This is a genomic window from Corallococcus sp. AB018 (genome assembly GCF_003986945.1).
In the GTDB taxonomy this organism is placed as follows: Bacteria; Myxococcota; Myxococcia; order Myxococcales; family Myxococcaceae; genus Corallococcus; species Corallococcus exiguus.
In genome coordinates, this window is the sequence record NZ_RAWR01000030.1 from 14818 (window position 1) to 37155 (window position 22338).

Sequence of the window (22338 nt, forward strand, 5' to 3'; positions counted from 1 at the left end):
TGAAGGTGCGCGGCTACCGCATCGAACTGTCCGAGGTCGAAGCCGCCCTCCGGGACTGGCCCGCCCTCACCGACGCGGCCGTGCTCGTGCGCGAGGACGTCCCCGGCGACAAGCGGCTCGTGGCCTACGTGGTGGCCGGAACGCTGGACGTCCAGGCGCTGCGCGAACACCTGCGGCAGCGGCTGCCCGAGTACATGGTCCCGGCCGCGTTCGTCCCCCTGCCCGTGCTGCCCCTCACCGCCACCGGAAAGCTGGACCGACAGGCACTGCCCGCGCCGGACGTCGCGGCGAGTGCTCGCAAGGGGCGCTTCGTGGAGCCCGCGGATCCGCTTGAGGAACAGCTCGCCGGCATCTGGGCGCGGGAGCTGGGCGCCCGGAGCGTTGGCGTCCATGATCACTTCTTCGAGGACCTGGGTGGCACGTCGCTCACCGTGGTCCGCGTCGCCAGCCGGTTGCACGAGGCGCTCCAGCGCGACGTGCCCGTGGTCTGGTTGTTCGAACATCCCACGGTCCACGGACTGGCCCGGCGACTGGAGCGCGAAGGACTGCCCGCGCGTCCCGTGCCCGCCCCAGTGGCCACTCCTCCCGCGACACCGGCTGAACCCTCCATGCCTGTCCAGACCGTGCCCGCATCCGAGCCGGAGCGAACGCCAGCGCTGCCGCCCAACGCCATCGCCATCATCGGCATGTCCGGGCGCTTCCCAGGCGCTGAGTCGGTGGAGGAGTTCTGGCGCAACCTGCGTGAAGGCGTGGAGTCCATCTCCCGTTTCACTCCCGAGGAATTGGAGCCGATGCCCGGCCTGCCTCCGGGCGTGTCGCTGACACAGCATCCGGGGTTCGTGCCCGCGCAGGGTGTGCTCGCGGACATCGACCAGTTCGATCCCGCGTTCTTCGACATGTCCCTGCGCGAGGCGCAGTGGACCGACCCGCAGCAGCGGATGTTCCTCCAGTGCGCGTGGGCGGCGATGGAGGACGCGGGCATCGACCCCGCGCGATTCCCGGGCATCGTCTCCCTCTTCGCGGGCGCGAACGAATCCGGCTACGCGAACGAGGTGCAGCGGCACCTGCCGTTGGACTCGGCGGCGTTCTTCGAGCTGTACGGCACGGCGACCTACCAGAGCCTGCCGACGAAGGTGTCCTACAAGCTGGGGCTCACTGGCGAGAGCATGCTCGTGTACACGGCGTGCTCCACGGGGCTCGTGGCGGTGCACGTCGCGTGTCAGAACCTGTTGTCAGGCCTGTCGGACGTGGCGCTCGCGGGCGCGACGCGGCTGTCGGTGCCGCAGCGCACCGGCTACGTGCACCAGGAGGGGATGATCTACTCCCCGGACGGCCACTGCCGCGCCTTCGATGCGAAGGGCAAGGGCACCGTCTCCGGCAGCGGCGTGGCGGCCGTGGTGCTCAAGCGGCTGGAGGACGCGGTCCGCGACGGCGACCCCATCCACGCCGTCATCCGAGCCACCGCCGTCAACAACGACGGGCGCGACAAGTCCGGCTTCACGGCGCCCAGCGTGCAGGGCCAGGCGACCGTCATCACGCAGGCGCTGCGCCGTTCGGGCGTGTCGGCGACGGACATCGGCTACGTGGAGGCGCACGGGACGGCGACCCCGCTGGGCGACCCCATCGAGGTCGCGGCGCTCCAGCGCGCCTACGGCCTGGGGCCCGAGCACCGGGGCACCATCCCGCTGGCGTCGCTCAAGACGAACGTGGGCCACCTGGACACGGTGGCGGGGCTCGCGGGGCTCATCAAGGTCGCGCTGTCGCTGCGCGAGGAGGAGATTCCCCCCAGCCTCCACTTCGAGTCTCCGAACCCGAGGATCGACTTCGACGCGGGACCGTTCTTCGTCAACACGCGCCTGCGGCCCTGGCCTCGGGGGATGGCGCCACGGCGCGCGGCGGTGAGCTCGTTTGGCGTGGGCGGAACGAATGCGCACGCCGTGCTGGAGGAGGCGCCCGTCGTCCGGAGCGGGCCCACGACGCGCTCGCACCAGCTGTTCGTGCTGTCGGCGCGTTCACCGGAGTCCCTGGAGGCAGGAGCGCTGGCGCTGGCGTCGCACGTGCTGGCGGACCGGTCTCCGGAGGCGCTGGAGGCCGCGTCGTTGAAGCTGGCGGATCAGGTCCTGTCCGCGCGTTCGCCGGAGGCCTTGGAGGCGGCGGCGAAGCAACTGGCGTTGCGCGTGTTGTCGGCGCGCTCTCCTGAGTCGCTGGAGGCGTTGTCGGCCCGGTTCTCCGTGGAGGTCGCTGGGGATGAAGGGGCGTTCGCTGACGCCGCGTACACGCAGGCAATGGGACGCCGGGCCTTCGAGTACCGGAGAGCCGTGGTCGCGCGGGATGCGGCGGACCTGGCGAAGCAGCTTCGCAAGACGGCCACGCCCACGCGCTTGAAGGACGTGGAGGGCGCGCGCCGCAAGCGGGTGGCGTTCGTCTTCTCCGGACAGGGCTCGCAGCAGGTGGGCATGGGCCGGGAGCTGGATGCGTCCGTGCCCGCGTTCCGCGCGCAGGTGGATGCGTGCCTGGCGCTGCTGGATGCGCCGCTGCGTTCGCGGGTGGAAACGCTGCTGCGTCCAGGACCGGGCCAGGAAGCGGAGGCGTCCGCGATGCTCTCCGACACCCGGGTCGCACTGCCGGCCCTGGTCACGGTGCAGGTGGCGCTGGCTCGGCTGTGGCAGTCGTGGGGCATCGTTCCTCATGCCGTGCTGGGGCATAGCTTCGGGGAGTACGCCGCAGCGTGTGTCGCGGGCGTGCTCTCGCTGCCGGATGCACTGCGGCTGGCCGTGGTCCGAGGGGAGCTGATGCACCGGTTGCCGCCGGGCGCGATGCTCGGCGTGGCACTGCCGGCGGCGGAGGTCCAGCCGCTGCTGTCCGGACGGTTGACGCTCGCGGCGATCAACGCGCCGGACCGGTGTGTGGTCTCCGGGCCCGTGGACGAGGTGGAGCGATTCCAGGCGGTGTTGCAGCAGCGCAAGGCGGGCGCGGTGCGCATGCAGTCGGGGCATGCCTTCCACTCGGCGGACGTGGAGCCGTTGATGGCGGAGCTGGCGCGCGCGGTGGGTGCGCTCCAGCGGAACGAGCCTTCCGTGCGGTACGTCTCCAGTCTCACGGGGGCGCTATCGCGTCCGGGCGAGCTGTCCGCGCCGGAGTACTGGGCCACGCAGATGCGGCAGCCCGTGCGCTTCACGGACGCGGTGGGGACCCTGCTGGAGGAAGGGTGCAGCGTGCTGCTGGAGGTGGGGCCCGGCCAGGACCTGACCCCGCTGATCCGCTCGTGCCTGGGCGAGGACCGGGAGCGCGTGAAGGCGCTCGCGTCGCTGCGCCGGGGTGGTGCGACGACGGAGCAGTCGGGGTTGCTCCAGTGCGTGGGCGAGCTGTGGGTGCAGGGGCTGGAGGTGGACTGGACCGCGTTCTACGCCCACGAGCAGCGCCGCCGCGTGCACCTGCCGACGTACAGGTTCCTGCGCAAGCGCTGCTGGGTGGAGCCTCGCGGCCAGGACGGTGCGGCCAGCGAGATGGGAGCCGCGGGACAGAACGTTGCGCCTGCGCCCATGGTGACCGTGTCCGCGCCTCGCATGGACCCGGCCAGCGACCTCCCTCAGGTCTCCGCTCCGGTCTTCCGTGATCACGCGACGGCAGGCCTGACCGACAAGTCCGCGATGGGCGCACCAGCGCAGGCACAGGTGACTTCCTTCACCGACACGCTCGCGTCGTCTCCGGCTTCGCGCGCTCGCATCGACATGCCAGGTCCGTCCTCTGCTGTGCCCACCAGCAAGAGCGCAGCAGTGGCACCTCCGCCCGAGGAGCACCCTGCCCTCCCGGTTCCAGGAGGCCGTGAGGACGCGCCTCGCGGTGACGTGGAGGTCCGCATCGCCACGCTGTGGCGTCAGCGCCTGGGCATCGACTTCGTCGGACGCGACGACAACTTCCTGGAGCTGGGCGGCAACTCGCTGATGGCCGCACAGCTGCTCAATCAGCTCCGCGACACCTTCCACGTCCAGGTACCGCTGGCGGCCCTCTTCGAAGCACCCACCGTCGCGGGGCTCGCATCCCGCATCGAACCACTGCTCCAACAGGCCCCCGCCCGGGAGCCCACGCGCGAACTGCCGCTAGTGCCCCGTTCCCGGATGGAGCCACTGCCCCTTTCCTACGTGCAGGAGCGCGTCTGGCGCCTGGAGCAGCACCTCCCCGGCCTGTCCGCGTACACGATTCCCTTCGTCCTGCGCCTGGAAGGCCCCGCCAACGCAGCCATCCTGGAGCGGGCCATCCTGGAGGTCGTCCAGCGCCACGAAGCCCTGCGCACCACCTACGACGCCGTGGATGGCCGGCCCGTTCAGCGCTTCCATCCCCACGTGCGAATCCCGCTGCCCATCGTGCAGGTGGAAGGCACGCCCGGAGAACGCGAGGAGGCCGCGCTCCGCATCGCCCGCGAGGACGCCGCGCGCCCCTTTGATCTGGTGCGAGGCCCCGTGCTGCGCACCACGCTCGTGCGCCTGCGCGCGGACCTGCACCTGCTGGTCTGCGCCATCCATCACATCGTCTGCGACACGCTCTCCACGTCCCTCTTCTTCCAGGAAGTGGGCCAGCTCTATGCCGCCTTCCTCCAGGGCCTGCCGTCCCCGTTGGCGCCCCTGCCCGTGCAGTACGCGGACTTCGGCGCGTGGCAGCGGCAGTCGCTCGAGGAGGAGCGCTTCCCCGAACAGGAGCAGTGGTGGCGTCAGCGCCTGGCAGGCATGCCGAAGCAGCTCCGCATCCCCACGGACCGGCCCCGGCCCGCGAGCTGCCCGCTCACCTCCGAGCGCATGGTGCTGGACTTCCCGCCAGAGCTCGCCGAGGCGCTCGTCGCCTTCGGACGCAGCGAGGGCTTCACGTCGTACATGACGGTGCTCGCTGCGTGGAACGCGCTCCTGCACCGCTACACCGGGCAGGCGGACCTCATCGTCGGCACGCCCATCGGCAACCGCACGAGGCCGGAGCTGCTGCCGCTCATCGGCTACGTGGCGCACTCGGCCGCGTTCCGCACCCACGTGGGGGATGACCCGAGCTTCCGCGAGCTCCTGCACCGCGTGCGACGCGAAGTCACCGACGTGCAGTCACGGCCGGACGTGCCCTTCGAGATGCTCGTCGAACAGCTCGTCCCCGGGCGCGACATCGGCCGGGAGCGCATGACGGACACGGTGTTCGTCTACCACTCCAATCTGGAAATGGGCGGCGACGCGCTGGCGGCCGTCGGGGCACGAGGCACCTTCATCGAAGTGCCGGGCACGCCCGTGCAATGGGGCGCCACGCTGTCGGACCTGACGCTCATCCTCACCGAGGAACCCGGCCGCATTCACGGCGCGGTGGAGTACGCGACGGAGTTGTTCGACGCCTCCACCGCCCGGCGGATGCTGGAGCATCTCCAGGTGTTGCTCGGGGCGGCACTGGCCCGGCCCGAGGAGCCCCTCTCCCGCCTGCCGCTGGCCACCGACGCCGAACGCCGCGCATGGCCCGTTCCCCCGCCCGTCCCGCAGGCCCCGGTCCTGCCCGCACGGCTGCGCGAACATGCGCTGCGGCAGCCAGACGCAGTCGCCGTGGAGCAGGCCGGGCGGACCTGGACCTGGAGGGAGCTGGCCTCCCGCGCGAGAAGGCTCGCGTCGAGGCTGCGCGAGCAGGGACTCCGGCCGGGAGAACCCGTGGCGCTCTGCCTCCGTGCGTCGCCGGAGAAGCTGGCCGCGCTGTGGGGTGTCCTGGAAGCAGGTGGCGCGCCGGTGGCGCTCGGGCCCACGGACCTGGACTCGCTGGCCGTCTACGCCGTGGAAGGCAGTGTCGTGCCCCGGCTCATCACCTGGCGCGGGCTCTTCACGTCAACACGCCTGGAGTCCTCACGCGTCCTGCACGTCGAAGAGGTGCTGGGAGACGCGTCGCCGTTGACGGTGACGGAGGCGCTGCCGCTTCCCTCGCCGGAGTCCCTGGCGTGGCTCCTGCCCATGGGCGCGGGCCAGCCCGCGTGGGCGTTGAGTCACACGTCGCTCACGGGCTTCTTCGCGGGCCTGGATGCACGGCTGCATCCGGCGCCGGGCACTACCTGGCTCGCCGCCTCCGAACCCGCTCCCGAGAAGCCCGAACTGGAAGCCCTCTGGGCCTTGTCGCGCGGCCTGCGCGTGCTGTTCCCCTCCGAGGCCACCACATCGCGGCGAGGCGTATCGGACGAGGCGGCATCGCGTCCGCTTCAGCTCAGCCTGTCGTACTTCGCCAACGACGAGGACTCGCTCACCGGGCCCAAGTACGAACTGCTGATGGAGGGCGCGAAGTTCGCGGACGCGCACGGCTTCTCCGCCATCTGGACGCCCGAGAGGCACTTCCACTCCTTCGGCGGCATCTACCCGCAGCCCGCGGTGGTCTCCGCCGCGCTCGCGTCCGTCACGAAGCACTTGCGTCTGCGCTCCGGCAGCGTGGTGCTGCCACTGCATGATCCGCTGCTCATCGCGGAGCAGTGGGCCGTGGTGGACAACCTGTCGCAGGGCCGAGTCGACGTGTCGGTGGCCACGGGCTGGCACGTGCAGGACTTCATCTTCGCGCCCGGGAACTACGCCGACCGGCGCAACATCCTGCTGCGCCACCTGGAGACGCTGCGAGGTCTTTGGCGCGGAGACCGGCTGCGGCGTCCGGGAGGCAACGGCGTCACCGTGGAGGTGGGCCTGCGCCCGAAACCGGTGCAGCGAGAGCTGCCCGTGTGGCTCACCGCCACCGCGAACCCGGAGACGTTCCGGCTCGCGGGCGAGCTGGGCGCGGGTGTGCTCACGGGCCTCTTCGCCCACTCGCTGGAGGAGCTGAAGCCAAAGGTGGCCCTCTACCGCGAAGCGTGGCGCCGCAACGGCCACCCGGGCCGGGGCCACATCACCTGCATGCTGCACACGTACCTGGGTGACGACGAAGCGGAGGTCCTCCGGCAGGTGCGCAAGCCACTGCTGGCGTACTTCCGGAGCTCGGCGGACATCACCACGTCGCTGCTCGCCGCGCAGGGGTATCAAGGGGAGATCGCCAAGGTGTCTCGCGAGGACATCGACGCACTGCTGGAGCACACCTTCGAGCACCACGCGAAGGGCACCGGCCTCATCGGCACGGTGGAGAGCGGCATCCAGCGGCTGCGCGAAGTGCGGGCCTCGGATGTGGACGAGGTGACGTGCCTCATCGACTTCGGACTGGAGACGCCCGTCGTCCTGGAAGGGCTCAAGCGCCTGGCCACGGCACGCGAGGCCGTGGCCGCCGATGCGGCGTCAAACTCGCGGCGCGTGCGTGGCGAACAGGAGACGGATGCGGAGGAGTTGCTGTCGCTGGCGAAGCAGTCGGGCGCGGTGCTGGTGAACACCACGGCACGGCTGGCCCGAGCGTTGACGGACCTGACGGGAGCGCGCGAGGCCCTGGCACCGGTGGGGGCCTGGGTCCTGGAGAACGCATCCGCGGAGCTGGCGTCCGCGCTCCAGCGCACGGCGGGCGGCGACGTGCTGCTCGCGGGGGAGGCCCGGAATGGAGGCCTGCTGCCGCGTGCGCCGGAGGAGAAGCTGCCTCCGAGCCTGGACGTCTGGGTGCTGGACGCGGCCGGGGCGCCCGTGCCCGCGGGCGTCGTCGGAGAGCTGGCCCTGTCGGGAGCGGGCCTGCCTGCCGCCCTTTGGAGGGCGACAGGTGAGGCGCCGGGCCGGTTGGTGCCGCATCCGCTGAATGGATCCGCGAGCCTCTACCTCACCGGCCGTCCTGTGCGCCTGCGCGCGGATGGTCGTGTCGAGGCCGTGAGCCTCCCTGCCTTCAAGCTGCCCGCGCCGCGCCCCGCGTCTCCAGCCACCCCGAGCGCTTCGGCCGCGACAGTGCACGCGGAGACGCCCAGCGCATCGGGTGCCCTCCAGACGATCCCGCGTGCGCCTCGTGGCCAGCCGTTGCCCCTGTCGTTCGCGCAGCAGCGCCTCTGGTACCTCCAGGAGCTGGAGCCGGAGAGCACCGCCTACAACAACGCGATCATCTTCCGGCTCACGGGGGCGCTGGATGTCACCGCGCTCCAAGCGGCGCTCCACTCGCTCGTGGAGCGCCATGAGGTCCTGCGCACCACCTACGCCCTGGGCGACACCGGGGCCGTGCAGGTCATCCACGCGACCGGCCCCCTGCCCCTGGAGGCGGAGGATATTCCCGGCGACACGGCAGAGGCGCGCGAGGCCGCCATGCTTCGCCGCTGCCAGGCGTACACCGCCACGCCCTTCCACCTGGACACGGGCCCCGTGGCCCGCGCGCTGCTGCTGCGGCTGACTCCAGACACGCACGTCCTGCACCTGCTCCTGCACCACGTCGTCTCCGACGCCTGGTGCGCCCTGGTCCTCAGCCGCGAGCTGCCGGTGCTGTACGCCTGCGCCAGCGCGGGTGTCCCCTCCGTCCTGCCGCCGCTGCCGGTGCAGTACGCCGACTACGCCGTGTGGCAGCGCGCGTGGCTGACCGGGCCGGTGCTGGAGGAACAGGCACGCTGGTGGAAGGAGCTGCTCCAGGGCAGCCCGCCGCTGGAGCTACCCACCGACCGTCCCCGTCCCGCCGCGCAGTCCTACGCGGGCGCCGCCCACGCCTTCCACCTGCCTCGCGAGCTGTCCGAGCCACTCCTCGCGCTGGGCCGCCGTGAAGGCGCCACGTCCTTCATGGTCCTGATGGCGTTGTTCCAGGTGCTGCTCTCCCGCACCTCCGGACAGGACGACTTCGCGGTGGGCACGCCCATCGCAGGACGCTCGCGCCCAGAGGTGGAAGGCCTGCTGGGCTGCTTCGTCAACACGCTCGCCTTCCGCGCGAGGCTCGACGGAGCACCGGGGTTCCGCGAGCTCATCACGCGTGTGAAGCAGCAGGCACTGGGCGGCTACGCGCGCCAGGACATGCCCTTCGAGCAGTTGGTGGACGTGCTCCAGGTGCCTCGCGACCTGAGCCGCACGCCGGTGTTCCAGGCCGTCCTCAACGTCATCAACGTTCCGGCGGCCCAGACGACCGGAGGTGCGGGGCTCCAGATTGGCGGAGTGGACGTGCCGGTGACGACGTCCAAGTTCGACCTGTCGCTGGAGGTCTGGGAACAGCGCGACGGCCTGCGCTGCCGCCTGGAGTACGCCACCGCCCTCTTCGACGCAGCGACCCTGGAGCGCATGGCGGAGCATCTGACCGTGCTGGCAAAGGCCGTCGTCGTCGCGCCGGACGCACCGGTCTCCACCTTGTCGCTGCTCACGCCGGCCGCGCGCGAGCAGGTCCTGCGCGGCTGGAACGACACGCGCGCGGACTTCCCTGCTGGCGCCACGCTCCACAACCTCTTCGAGTCCCAGGCCGAACGCACGCCGGAGACCATCGCGCTCCAGTTCGAGGACCAACGCCTCACGTACGCGCAGCTCGAAGCGCGGGCCAACCAGCTCGCGCACCATCTGCGTGCACACGGCGCGGGTCCGGAGACCCTGGTGGGCGTCTGCATGGAGCGCTCGCTGGAGATGGTCATCGCCCTCCTGGGCGTCCTGAAGTCCGGAGCCGCCTACGTGCCGTTGGATCCGGCCACACCCGCGGAACGGCTCGCCGGGATGTTGGAGGACACCGCCGCTCCCGTGCTCCTGGTGCAAGAGCGCTTCCGCGCCGCACTGACTCCGCATGCCGCGCACGTCATCGCGCTCGACACCCAGTGGGAGGCCATCGCGCGTGAGTCCACTGCGCGTCCCGTGCCGTTGGCGGCGGATGACTCCCTCGCCTACGTCATCTTCACATCTGGCAGTACGGGCCGCCCCAAGGGCGCGATGAACGCGCACGCGGGCGTCGTCAACCGCCTGCGCTGGATGCAGAGGCGCTACGGCCTCACGCCGTCGGACACGGTGCTACAGAAGACGCCGTTCAGCTTCGACGTGTCCGTCTGGGAGTTCTTCTGGCCCTTGATGACGGGCGCGCGGCTGGTGCTCGCGAGGCCCGGCGGACATCAAGAGCCGGACTACCTGGTCGCGCTGATGGCCCGTGAGGGCGTGACGACCACGCACTTCGTGCCGTCCATGCTGCGCGCCTTCGTGGAGGAGCCCGGCCTGGAGTCCCTGTCGCGCCTGCGCCACCTGATGTGCAGCGGCGAAGCCCTGCCCGCGGACCTGGTGCTCCGTGCCCAGTCGCGACTGCCGCACACCACGCTGCACAACCTCTACGGCCCCACCGAGGCCGCCGTGGACGTGACGTCCTGGGAGTGCCCGCGCGACGAAGCACTGCGAGTCGTTCCCATCGGCCGCCCCGTGGCCAACACCCGCATGCACGTCCTGGATCGCCACGGACAACCGGTGCCCTCGGGCATCCCGGGCGAGCTGTTCATTGGCGGCGTGCAGGTGGGCCGAGGCTACTGGCGCCGACCTACCCTTACCGCCGAGCGCTTCATCCCCGATGCCTTCAGCGATACGCCCGGCGCGCGCCTGTACCGCACGGGCGACATCGCACGGTGGCGCACCGACGGCACGCTGGAGTACCTGGGCCGCGCGGACTTCCAGGTGAAGCTGCGAGGCTTCCGCATCGAACTGGGTGACATCGAAGCCGCGATCCAGTCCTGGCCCGGCGTGCGCGACACCGTGGCCGTCGTGCGACTGGCGGACACAGGGGGACCGCGCCTCGTCGCCTACGTCAGCGTCGAGGGGACACTCGACGTGGCCGGACTGCGCGCGTTCCTGCACTCGCGGTTGCCCGAGTACATGGTGCCCTCCGCCATCGTCCGCATGGACGCCCTGCCGCTCACCCCCAGCGGCAAGGTGGACCGCAAGGCCCTGCCCGCGCCGGACGCGCCCACCGCCGGACGCGCGGAGCCCATCGCCCCACGCGACGACACCGAGCGGGCCCTGGCTGAGATCTTCGCGCAGGTGCTCGGCATCGCGCGGATCGGCGTGAGGGACAGCTTCTTCGAGTTGGGCGGGCACTCGCTGCTCGCGACCCAGGTGGCCGCGCGCGTGCGGGCTCGCCTGGGCCACGAGGTGCCGCTTCGTACGCTGTTCGAAGCCCCCACCGTGGAGGCGCTCGCCCGGCGCATCGCTCCGTCTGGGGCCGTTGCGCCCGCGCCAGCGGAGCCTGAGAAGACCGAGCCCACCGGCCTCACGCCGTTGACCCGTGGCGTGCGGCCCGCCGTGCTGCCGCTGTCGTTCGCGCAGCAGCGGCTGTGGTTCATCCATCAACTGGGCACCGCGGACACGGCCTACAACATGCCGTTCTCGCTCCGGCTGGAAGGCACGCTGGACCTCGGCGCGCTCCAGCGGAGCTTCGACCGACTGGTGCGCCGGCACGAAGTCCTGCGCACCACGTTCCGCGAGTACGAAGGAGCCCCGGAGCAGGTCATCCACGCTCCCGGTCCGCTGCCCTTGCGACAGGTGGACCTCACCGGCACCCCGGACCTGGAGCAGCGCCGCGCCGAAGCGACGAGGCTCGCCCTCGAGGAGGCACGCACCCCGTTCGACCTGGAGCAGGGTCCTCTCCTACGGGCCCTGTTGCTGAAGCTGTCGCCCACGGAGCACGTGCTGGTGCTGAACCTGCACCACATCATCTCCGACGGCTGGTCCACCGGCGTCCTGGTACGCGAGATGGGCACGCTCTACGCCGCGCTCTCCCGCAAACTCCCCGCCCCGCTGCCCGAGCTGCCGGTGCAGTACGCCGACCACGCGCTGTGGCAGCGAGGCTGGTTGCAGGGCGCGGTGCTGGACGCGCAGCTCGGCTACTGGCGGCGGCAGCTGGAAGGCGCGCCGTCGCACCTGGAGCTGCCCACGGACCATCCGCGTCCGGCCCGGCAGACCTTCCAGGGCGCGCTGATGCCCTTCACCCTCCCGAGTGCTTCCAGCGAAGCCCTGGAGACCCTGGCGAAGCGCGAGGGCGCCACGCCCTACATGGTGCTGCTCGCCGCGTTCCAGGTGCTGCTCGGCCGCTACGCCGGACAGGACGACGTGCTGGTGGGCTCGCCCATCGCAGGCCGCCGCCACGCCGAATCCGAGGCGCTCATCGGCTACTTCGCCAACACCGTCGTCCTTCGCACCCGGCTGCGCGAGGACGACACCTTCGTCTCGCTGCTGACGCGCGTGCGGGACACCACCCTGGGCGCCTACGAGCACCAGGACCTCCCGTTCGAGAAGCTCGTCGAGGCACTGCACCCCGCGCGCGACGCATCCCGCACGCCGTTCTTCCAGGTCACCTTCACGCTGCAGAACGCGCCGCTGCCGCCGCTGGCCCTGCCCGGCCTGTCATTCCAGCCGATGAACGCCGACCCGGGCGCCATCCGCTTCGACCTGGAGCTGCTGCTGCACCGCGCTCCCGAGGGCTTCACGGGAGGCCTCAACTTCAACACCGCCCTGTTCACCCCCGGCACGGTGGCTGGAATGGCCAGGCACCTGAGCGTGCTGCTCGAAGCCGCGGTGGCTTCGCCGGGGACGCTGCTCACACGCCTGCCGCTGCTGACGTCCGAGGAGCGGCACCAGGTACTCGTCGCCTGGAGCGACACCGCGACGGAGTATCCACGTGACGCCTCCGTGCCCGAGCTGTTCGCGGAGCAGGCCGCGCGCGCGCCAGACGCCGTCGCCGTGAGGATGCCCGCGAGTCCAGGGGCCTTCTCTTTGGTGGACACGACGCGGATCGCGGCGCGTGAGCTCACGTACGGAGAATTGGATCGCCGCTCGAACCAGCTCGCGCACCACCTGCGCCGGTTGGGCGTGCGGCCCGGAGACCGCGTGGGGCTGTGCGTGGAGCGTTCGCCGGAACTCGTCACCGGCATGCTCGGGATCCTCAAGGCGGGCGCGGCCTATGTGCCCGTGGAGGCGAAGGCCCCGGCGGACCGCACGACCTGGGTGCTCCAGGAGGCGGGCGTCAGCGTGCTCGTCACGCAGGAGGCGCTGGCGGATGAACTGCCGGCGGTGACCGGGCTCCTCGTGCTGCTGGACGAGGAATGGGACCTGATCGCGAAGCAGCCGGTCACGCCCCTGGCGGTGCACGTACCCGCGGAGGCGCTGGCCTACGTGATGTTCACGTCGGGCAGCACGGGCCGTCCCAAGGGTGTCTGCGTGCCCCACCGGGGCATCGTGCGCCTCGTCCGGGGCAATGGCTTCATCGCCTTCGGTCCAGAGCAGGTGTTTCTCCAGGCCGCGCCAGTCGCGTTCGACGCCTCCACGCTGGAGCTCTGGGGAGCATTGCTGCACGGCGCGAAGCTGGTGCTCGCACCGCCGAATGCGCTCTCACTGTCAGAGCTGGGCACGCTGCTCGCGGTGGAGGGCGTCACCACACTGTGGCTCACCGCCGCCCTCTTCGAGCAGATGGTCCTTCACGAAGGAGTCTCACTCGCGGGCGTGCGGCAGGTGCTGGCGGGCGGGGACGTGCTGCCCGTGCCTCGCGTGAGGGAACACCTGTCGCGGATGGCGCCGGACGCCGTGCTCGTCAACGGGTACGGCCCCACGGAGAACACCACCTTCTCCACCACGCACACGCTGCGCGCGAGGGACCCCGTTGAGCGCTCGGTGCCCATTGGCCGGCCGCTGGCGAACTCCACCGCGTGGGTGCTGGACGAGCGCCTCCAGCCCCTGCCGCCGGGGCTGCCCGGCGAGCTGTACGTCGGCGGTGACGGCCTCGCCTGGGGTTACCTCCAGCGGCCGGACCTCACCGCCGAGCGGTTCATCCCCCATCCCCACTCCGCCACGCCGGGCGCCCGCCTGTACCGCACGGGCGACCGGGCCCGCTGGCGCGACGACGGCACGCTGGAGTTCCTGGGGCGCACCGACTTCCAGCTCAAGCTGCGCGGCTTCCGCATCGAGCCCGGAGAAGTGGAGGCCGTGCTGCGACAGGCTCCGGACGTACGCGAGGCCGTGGTGCTCGCGCGCGAGGACGTGCCCGGTGAGAAGCGGCTCGTGGCATACGTGGTCCTCGACGAGGACGGCGCCGGCACCGACCGGGTGAAGGCGCACGCGCAGCGGCAACTCCCCGACTACATGATGCCGTCCGCCTGGGTGGCGCTGCCGTCCCTGCCGCTGTCACCCAACGGCAAGGTGGACCGCAAGGCCCTGCCCGCGCCCGAAGCGCCCCGGCCCACCGAGTCGACGCGCGAAGCCCCACGCAACGCCGTGGAGGCACAGCTCGCGGCCATCTGGGCGGAGGTGCTGCACCTGGACGCAGTGGGCATCCACGACGACTTCTTCGACCTGGGAGGCCATTCGCTCCTGGCCACGCAGGTGGTGTCGCGCATCCGCGCGGTGCTGGGCGTGGAGCTGCCCCTGGGTGAGTTGTTCAACGCGCCCACCGTGGCCGCGCTCGCCCGGCACCTGGGAGCCACCACGAACCGCCACGAGCACGTGCCGCCTCTCACCCGGGCCCCAAGGCCCCCGCTGCTGCCACTGTCCTTCGCGCAGCAGCGGCTGTGGTTCATCGACCAGCTCGAACCGGGCAGCGCCCTCTACAACATGCCCGTCGCCCTGCGGCTCCTCGGCGCGCTGGACGAGGCCGCGCTGAAGGGAAGCCTGGACGCGTTGATGGCGCGGCACGAATCCCTGCGCACCACCTTCCGCACGGAAGCAGGCCAGCCCGTGCAGCACATCCACGCGCAGGCCACCGTGCCACTGGAGCGCGTGGACCTGACCACGTTGGACAACACCGAAGCCCGGCTGCGCGAAGCGGAGCGTCTGGCGACAGCGGAGTCCCAGCGGCCGTTCGACCTGGAGCGAGGCCCCGTCATCCGCGCCCTGCTGATCAGGCTCTCGCCCGAGGAGCACGTGCTGGTGCTGCACCTCCACCACATCGTCTCCGACGGCTGGTCGCTGGGCGTGATGGTGCGCGAACTCACCGCCCTCTACGCGGCCCTGCGTGAGGGCCGGCCGCCCGCGCTCCCGGAGCTGCCCGTGCAGTACGCGGACTTCGCGCTCTGGCAGCGAGCCTGGCTCCAGGGAGAAGCACTGGAGGCGCAGCTGGCATGGTGGACCCGGCAGCTCGAAGGAGCGCCCCGGGCGCTGGAGCTGCCCACCGACAAGCCCCGTCCCGCCGTCTCCACCCAGCGCGGCGACACGCTACCGGTGCACCTGTCCCTCACCCTGTCCGAGCGCGTGGAGGCCCTGGCGAAGCAGAAGGGCGCCACGCCCTTCATGGTGCTGCTCGCGGCCTTCCAGACGGTGTTGCACCGCTACGCCGTCCAGGACGACGTGCTCGTCGGCACGCCCATCGCGAACCGTCGTCACGCGGAGACCGAAGGCCTCATCGGCTTCTTCGTCAACACGCTGGTGCTGCGTGGAAGCTTCGGCGCCCGGACGACGTTCCGGGAGCTGCTGGCCCAGGTGCGCGCCACGACGCTGGGCGCCTACGAACACCAGGACGTCCCCTTCGAACGCCTGGTTGAGTCGCTGCAAACGACCCGCGACCTGGGGCGCATGCCGCTGTTCCAGGTGATGTTCGCGCTCCAGAACGCGCCGGTGCCGGAGCTGTCGCTGCCCGGTCTCACCGTGCGTCCCGCGGCCCTCGCGGAGCGCACGACATCCCAGTTCGACCTGAGCCTGGACCTGGACCGCCGCGAGGATGGCTTCCGGGGCAAGCTCGAATACGCCACGGACCTCTTCGAGCGTCCCACCATGGCGCGGCTGATCACCCACCTGGGGGTGCTGCTGGAGGCGGTGCTCACGAATCCGGACGGACCACTGTCCGGACTGTCCCTCGTTTCGGAGGAGGAACGGCGACAGCTCCTGGGCGACCTGGCCGGAGGCATGTCGCACTTCGATGGTGACGGCACGCTGCACGGCCACTTCGAGGCCCAGGTGGCGCGGACTCCGGATGCGGACGCCGTGGTGTTCGGAGACACGACGCTGTCCTTCCAGCGGCTCAACGCGCGGGCCAACCAGCTCGCCTGGCACCTGCGTTCGCTGGGGGTGGGCCCGGAGGTGACGGTGGGCCTGTGCCTGGAGCGCTCGGCGGAGAGCGTCATCGCACTGCTCGCGGTGAACAAGGCCGGGGGCGCCTTCGTGCCGCTGGACCCGGCCGCGCCCGCCGCGCGCAGGTCGTTCGTCCTCAAAGACTGTGGCGCGTCCGTGCTGGTGACGACGCGGGCATTGCAAGAAGCGTGGCACCCCGAGGTGCCCCACCTGGTGTGGATGGACGCAGAACCTGTCCGACAGTCGGACAGGTTTTCGGACAACCTGCCGCCGGCGGCGGGAGCGGAGAACCTCGCCTACGTCATCTACACCTCCGGCTCCACCGGGACGCCGAAGGGGGTGATGGTGCGGCACCGCTCGGTGCTGCACCTGCATCACGCGCTCCTACGGACCGCCTACGCGGGGCGGCCCCCGGGGCTCCGCGTCAGCATCAACGCGCCGCTGTTCTTCGATGCCTCCATCGAGCAGGTGCTGCAGCTGTTGGGCGGCCACTGCCTGTGCCCTGTTCCGGAGGATCTCCGGTTGGAGCCAGAGCGGATGCTCGAGTGGCTGGAGCGGACGCGGGTGGACGTACTGGACTGCACGCCCGCGCAACTGAAGCTCCTGCTGGATGCGGGGATGCTGGACCGCCCCCGTCTGCCGTCACTGATGTTGGTGGGAGGCGAGGCGCTGGACGAAGTGATGTGGCGGCGGCTCGCCACGACCCGGCGCACGCGGGCCTTCAATGCCTATGGCCCCACCGAATGCACCGTGGATGCCACGGTCTGGGACATCCAGGGAACGTCCCACGCGCTGCCCGTCATCGGGCGGCCGCTGGACAACCTGCGCGCGTACGTGCTCGACGAACGTCTGGAGCTGGTTCCCTTCGGCCTGCCTGGAGAACTGTGCTTCGCCGGTGAAGGCGTCGCGCGCGGCTACCTGGGCCGGCCGCACCTGACCGCCGAGCGCTTCATGCCGGACCCCTTCGGCACGGAGCCTGGAGCGCGCCTGTACCGCACGGGCGACAAGGTCCGGTGGCGCGAGGACGGAACGCTCGAGTTCATGGGCCGCCTGGACTTCCAGGTGAAGCTGCGCAGCCACCGGATCGAGCTGGGTGAGATCGAGTCCACGCTGCGGGCCCATGCCGGCGTCCGGGACGCGGTGGCCCTGGTGCGCGAGGACGTTCCGGGCGACGCGCGCCTCGTCGCCTATGTCACGCCGGAAGCGGACACCACGCCACTGCACGAGCACCTGCGCAGGCACCTGCCTGATTACATGGTCCCGGCCACCGTCCTCGCCCTGCCCGTCCTGCCCCTGACGCCGAACGGCAAGGTGGACCGCAAGGCCCTGCCCGTACCGGACGCGTCATCGCGCCCCGCACGTGTCTTCGAGCCTCCCGCGACACCCACCGAACAGCGCCTCGCGACCATCTGGGAGGAGCTGCTCCGCGTGTCCGGCGTGGGCCGTCACGACAACTTCTTTGAGCTGGGCGGGCACTCGCTCCTGGCCACGCAGGTGGTGTCGCGCGTGCGCGTCCACTTCGGTGTAGAGCTGCGCGTCCGGGCCCTCTTCGAAACGCCGACCGTGGCCGGGCTCGCCCAGCGGCTGACGGACGCCGCATCCACGCCCGCGCTGCCGCCGCTGACGAGGACGCAGGGAGACGACCTCGCGCCCCTGTCCTTCGCGCAGCAGCGGCTGTGGTTCATCGACCAGCTGGAACCGGGCAGCCCGCTCTACAACATGCCCTTCGCGCTGCGGCTGTCCGGAGCTCTGGACGTCCCTGCCCTCCAGCGGGCCTTCGACGCGCTGGTGCAGCGGCACGAAACCCTGCGCACGACGTTCGAGACCCACGATGAAACACCGCGTCAGCGCATCCATCCCGCGCCCTCGGGAATGCTGCGCACGGAGGACCTGGAGGCCCTTCCCACGGATGCGCGTGAGGCTGAAGTCCGGCGCCGCATGGACGCCGATGCGCTGCGTCCCTTCGACCTGGGCACGGGGCCCCTCGCTCGCTTCACCCTGCTGCGGTTGGACACGAGGGAGCACGTGCTCCTGCTGTGCACGCACCACACCGTTTCCGATGGCTGGTCCTTCGGGGTGCTCGTGCGCGAGCTGGTGGCGCTCTACGAAGCCTTCCGCCAGGGCCAGCCGTCGCCGCTGCCGGAGCTGCCCGTGCAGTACGCGGACTTCTCCCGGTGGCAGGCCTCATGGCTGGAAGGTCAGGTGCTCGCGGGACAGCTCGACTGGTGGAAGCGGCGGCTCGAAGGGGCGCCGCATGCGCTGTTGCTGCCCACGGACCGGCCGCGTCCGGCCCGCCGCTCCGCACGGGGAGCACGGTGGCCCGTTCAGCTGACACCGCCCTTGAGTGACGCGGTGGAAGCGCTGGCGAAGCGGGAAGGCGCCACGCCCTTCATGGTGCTCATGGCCGCGTTCCAGTTGCTGCTGTCGCGGTACTCCGGCCAGGACGACGTGCTGGTGGGCACGCCCATCGCGAACCGCCGTCACGCGGAGACCGAAGGCCTCATCGGCTTCTTCGTCAACACGCTGGTCCTCCGAGCCCGCTTCACCGCGGACACATCGTTCCGGAAGGTCCTCGCACAGGTGCGCGCGACCACGCTCGGCGCGTACGAACACCAGGACCTCCCGTTCGAGCGGCTGGTGGACGCGCTCCAGCCCGAGCGCGACCTGGGCCGTACGCCACTCTTCCAGGCCCTCTTCGCACTGCAAAACACGCCGGAGCCGGAGGCCACCCTCCCGGGCCTGACGCTGAAGGCGGAGGAGGTCCCCTCCTCGGCGGCGAAGTTCGATCTGGACCTGGCCCTCATCCGGCAGCCAGACGGCTTCCAGGGTGCGCTCACGTACAGCACGGACCTCTTCGATACCGCCACGGTCCAGCGGATGATGGAGCGCTGGAGCACGCTGCTGGAGACAGTCCTCGCCGAGCCCGACGCGCCCCTGGATCCACGGACGCTGCTGACGGACGAGGAGCTTCTCCGGATGCACGTCCCAGAAGCACCGGCGTCCCGTCCCTCCGAAACCACGGAGGTCGCCCCACGCGACGACATGGAGCGGGAGCTGGTGGCGCTCTGGGAGGAGCTGCTGGGAGTCCGGCCCATCGGCGTGACGCGTCCGTTCTTCGACCTGGGCGGTCACTCCTTGCTCGCCGTGAAGCTGATGGCGCGCATCCGGGAACACTTCCACCGCGAGCTGCCCCTGGCCGCCCTCTTCCAGGCGCCCACGGTGGAGACGCTGGCCCGGCTGCTGCGCCAGGCGCCCGAAGTCTTCTCCCCGATCGTGCCCATCCAGCGCGAGGGCTCGCAGCGGCCTTTCTTCTGCGTCCACCCCGTGGGCGGCAACGTGCTCGCGTACGCGGCCTTGGCGAAGCAGCTGGGCCGGGAGCAGCCCTTCTACGGGCTCCAGTCCCAGGGGCTCGATGGAAGCCGTCCGCCGCTCGACACGGTGGAGGCGATGGCGGCGCTCTACGTGAACGCCGTGCGCACCGTGCAGCCCCACGGCCCCTACCGGCTGGGCGGCTGGTCCATGGGAGGCGTGGTGGCCTTCGAGATGGCCCGTCAACTCCAGGCCCGGGGCGAAACCGTGGAGCTCGTGGCCCTCATTGATTCCAGCCCGGCGACGGACGACCGCGTGCCGCTCGACGTGGACGACGCAGCCCAGGTGGCCGCGCTGTTCGAGCTCGACCAGGGACAGCTCGCGACGCCGGAAGCAGCCACGGAGGCGGGGCGCACGCTCCTGCACGTCTTCACCCGCAACCTGCGCGCCCTGAAGCACCACCACCCCGGAACGTTCACCGGCCGCGTCCTCCTGCTCCAGGCGGGCGCCAACCCGAAGCACGGGGACGACGGCTGGGGCGCGCACGTCCACGGCGAGCTGACGCGCGAGGTGCTCCCCGGCACGCACTACTCGCTGCTGCGCGCGCCCCACATCCAGCGGCTCGCGGAGCGTTTGACGGAGGCGCTCCAGGGCGCGGCGCGGGACACGTCCCGGTAGGCCGGAGACCCGCACCGGCGCCGTGCCGCCCACGCGGCGCCGGGGTGCGCCCGCCGCGATGTCCGTGGAGGGCCCTGAGGGGAGCATGACAGGCCGCCTCCTCGGAGGAGCCAGCGCGCGTGCCAGGACTGGCACGTTCGCGGCGCGGCCACGTCATCCAGCGGGCCGCGCTCACCCGTAACGCCCCGGAATCCCGACGGCGAGGCCCTGGCGGCCCGCGTGGCCCCGACCTTGCGATGGGGAGGCTTCGCAACCTCTCACAGGAGCCCAGCCCCATGAACTTCCAGAAGCCTTCCGTCATCCCCCACCTCCCCCGCCGCGCGCGGACCCTGACCTGGAGCCTCCTGGCGCTCGCCGCCGCCGGCTGTGGCGCCAGCGACAGCGCCAGCCCCGGCACCCTGGCGGAGCGCCCCCAGTCCCTCACCGAGCGGCCCACCCGCTGCCTGGACATCCGCACCGCCCAGCCCGGAGCGCCGGACGGCGACTACAAGCTGTATGTGGCGGGTGACCCCAGCGCGTCCTGGACCGTGTACTGCCACGGCATGGCCGGCACGCCCGCCGAGTACCTCACGCTCACGCGCACGGACGCCGACTCCAACTTCTCGCGGTACACCGCCGGCGGCGCCTCCCCCGGCACCGACGTGCTCACCCACTTCACCCGGCTGCGCATCGACCCCGCGACCCTGCGCGTGGACACGGCGGACCAGACCTTCGCCTCCTCCACCGGCGCGCTGACGCACTCGCCGGACACCGTCACCGCGATGCCCTACGGCGTGGCCATGACGTGCGGCGGCGGACAGGGCCAGGGCAACGTCGACCTCCGGGGCACCCCCTTCACGGTGGAGGCGCAGGCGTTCAGCGTGGGCGGCGCGAACGGGACCGGCGCCGCCGTCTCCAGCGAGCACGGCCAGGTCGTCACGCTGTCCGGTGACGGCATCTGCGGCTGGGTGGGCCCGCAGGGCAGCTACAACCCCTTCAACCAGCATGGCGGCCTGCTCCAGCTCCACTACCGCGGTGAGAACTTCCCCGCGACGTGCCAGGACGTCCAGGCGGCCCACCCCGGTGCGCCGGACGGCGAGTACGCGCTGTTCGTGAACAAGGACCCGCTGAAGCGCTGGACGGCCTGGTGCCAGGACATGGCCGGCACGCCCAGGGAGTACCTCTCCCTGGTGCACACGGAGGAGGGCGCCAACTACTCGCAGTACACGTCGGGAGGGAACTCGCCGGGCACCGACGTGCGGACCCGGTTCACGCGCGTCAGGCTGAACCCCGTCACCCTCGCCGTGGACACCGGGGACCACTCCTTCTCGACGTCCAGCGGCTCCCTCAAGCACGTCAACAGGGAGCTTGTGACGGCCATGACCTACGCGGCCGCCATGGGGTGCAGCCGCACGGGCCTGGCCAACGTGGACCTGCGAGGCACGCCGTTCTCCGTGCCCACCGGCAACATCGTCCGGGCCGGCCCCTCCAGCGAGTCCTCGTGGTGGGCCTTCCACGACAACAACCAGGTGGTGGAGATGCGCGGCTACGGAGGCTGCGGCTGGGTGGGCCCGCAGGGCAGCTACAACCCCTTCAACAAGAACGGCGCCCTGCTGCCCCTGGCGTACACCGTGCCGCAGCCGTAGCCCCTGACGCTCAGGGAGACGGCTCCAGCCCCGCGCCGGGCTTCACCAGCACGGCGCGGGAGTAGGCCATGAGGAAGCCCAGGCGCATGGCGTTGCGCTCCGTGGGGATACCGGGCGAGGACATGATGGCCGCCAGGTCACTGCCCTTCTCCAGCCCCCGCGCCAGCCGCGCGGCGATGAGCGCCTGCTGCACGCCGAGCCGCCGGTACGCGGGCAGCACCGACGTGCCGAACAGCGAGGTGAGCCCGTCGCTCACCTCGCAGCTGCCGGCCCCCACCGCCACGCCGTCGAGCCACGCCACGTACGAGTCCGAGGCGGGGTTGCGCGCCGCCTTCAATCCCATCTCCAGGAAGATCGCCGGCATCGACTCGCCCTCCGGGACGAAGCCGCTGCCGGCGACCTCCACGAACCGGTGCACCGCCGCGTCGTCGGACGGATCCACCCGCTCGACGCGCAGCCCGGCGGGAGCGCCCCGGGAAAGCCGCGACAGGTCCTCCCCCACCTGCAACGGCCGGTACAGCACCGTCTCGAACTCGCGCAGCACGAAGCCCCGGTCCGCCAGCCCCTTCAGCAGGGGCTGGGGCGCGAAGGGGCTCAGCTCCGCCTTGGGCTCCACGCCACGCGACGCGAAGAAGTCCACCAGCGCGTCCAGCTCCGCGTCCGTGACGGCGCGCTCGAAGCCGTAGCCGCACGACTTGTTGATGTAGGACCCCACGCCGCCGAACGCCATCCAGCCGTCCGCGAGCGGCGCGGACGCCGTCGAAAGCGCCACCGCGGAGGTGGCCTGCTTGCGTTCGAACCGCCGGGCGATCTCCACCAGGTTCACGTCGCTCATCCGCCCCGTCTACACCACGACGGGCCAC

At 71.3% G+C, this 22338-nt stretch carries 3 protein-coding genes (1 of these 3 only partly in view); 2 read left to right on the plus strand and 1 reads right to left on the minus strand.

From position 1 onward, the window contains the following. Together D7Y11_RS09010 and D7Y11_RS09015 are read left to right on the plus strand one after the other, a co-directional pair. Positions 1 to 19850: the 3' portion of a non-ribosomal peptide synthase/polyketide synthase gene (locus D7Y11_RS09010; protein ID WP_126933490.1), read on the plus strand. The gene continues 12184 nt to the left of window position 1, outside the view; the window shows 19850 of its 32034 coding nt (coding positions 12185–32034); its start codon lies off the left edge, out of view; its stop codon occupies positions 19848 to 19850. Between the two features lie 275 nt (positions 19851 to 20125). After that, positions 20126 to 21475 carry a GON domain-containing protein gene (locus tag D7Y11_RS09015; RefSeq protein ID WP_158641910.1) on the plus strand — a complete coding sequence of 450 codons (1350 nt, stop codon included), beginning with the start codon at positions 20126 to 20128 and terminating at the stop codon, positions 21473 to 21475. A 10-nt stretch (positions 21476 to 21485) separates the two neighbouring features. Here D7Y11_RS09015 and D7Y11_RS09020 read toward each other — a convergent pair whose 3' ends face one another. Continuing rightward, the gene (locus D7Y11_RS09020) at positions 21486 to 22310 is read right to left on the minus strand and encodes a GNAT family N-acetyltransferase (RefSeq protein WP_126933492.1); all 825 of its coding nucleotides are present in this window, start codon (positions 22308 to 22310) and stop codon (positions 21486 to 21488) included. Positions 22311 to 22338: the final 28 nt, after the last annotated feature.